We start from the raw sequence: 384 nt of genomic DNA, 5'->3' as shown, positions 1-384 counted from the left end.
AGTGCGGATGCCGGCAGTTTAGAAGGCGACTTATTGGTCGGCGAGACGGCTACGTATACAGCGACTTATATTATAGAGCAAGATGCAGTAGATGCCGGAGGCTTTAGCAACAGTGTGTTAGCCGATGGAGACAGTCCGGCAGATACCAATGTCGATGACACGAGTGATGATGGTGATGACACGGATGGCAACACAGAAGATGATCCAACAGAAACAACCATCGCAGAAGACCCAAGTATCGAGGCGGTTAAGACGGTAGCAATCACGAATGATGTTGCACCAGTAGGGACAAGTTTAGGCGACACGGTAGAATATACAATCACGGTAACGAACACTGGAAATGTGACCTTAGATGGAGTAGCGATAGCTGATACGTTTGTAGAC

At 48.2% G+C, this 384-nt stretch carries 1 protein-coding gene; it reads left to right on the top strand.

Annotation, left to right across the window (positions count from 1 at the left end):
• Nucleotides 1-384: DUF7507 domain-containing protein (locus ACXAFS_RS15300; RefSeq protein ID WP_475308048.1), on the top strand; the 384-nt coding region annotated here is incomplete at both ends.

It is taken from the genome of Winogradskyella sp. ABM4_392, from assembly GCF_056160445.1.
Note: the sequence above shows the minus strand (reverse complement) of the source record. Positions and strands in the feature narration are given on the sequence as shown.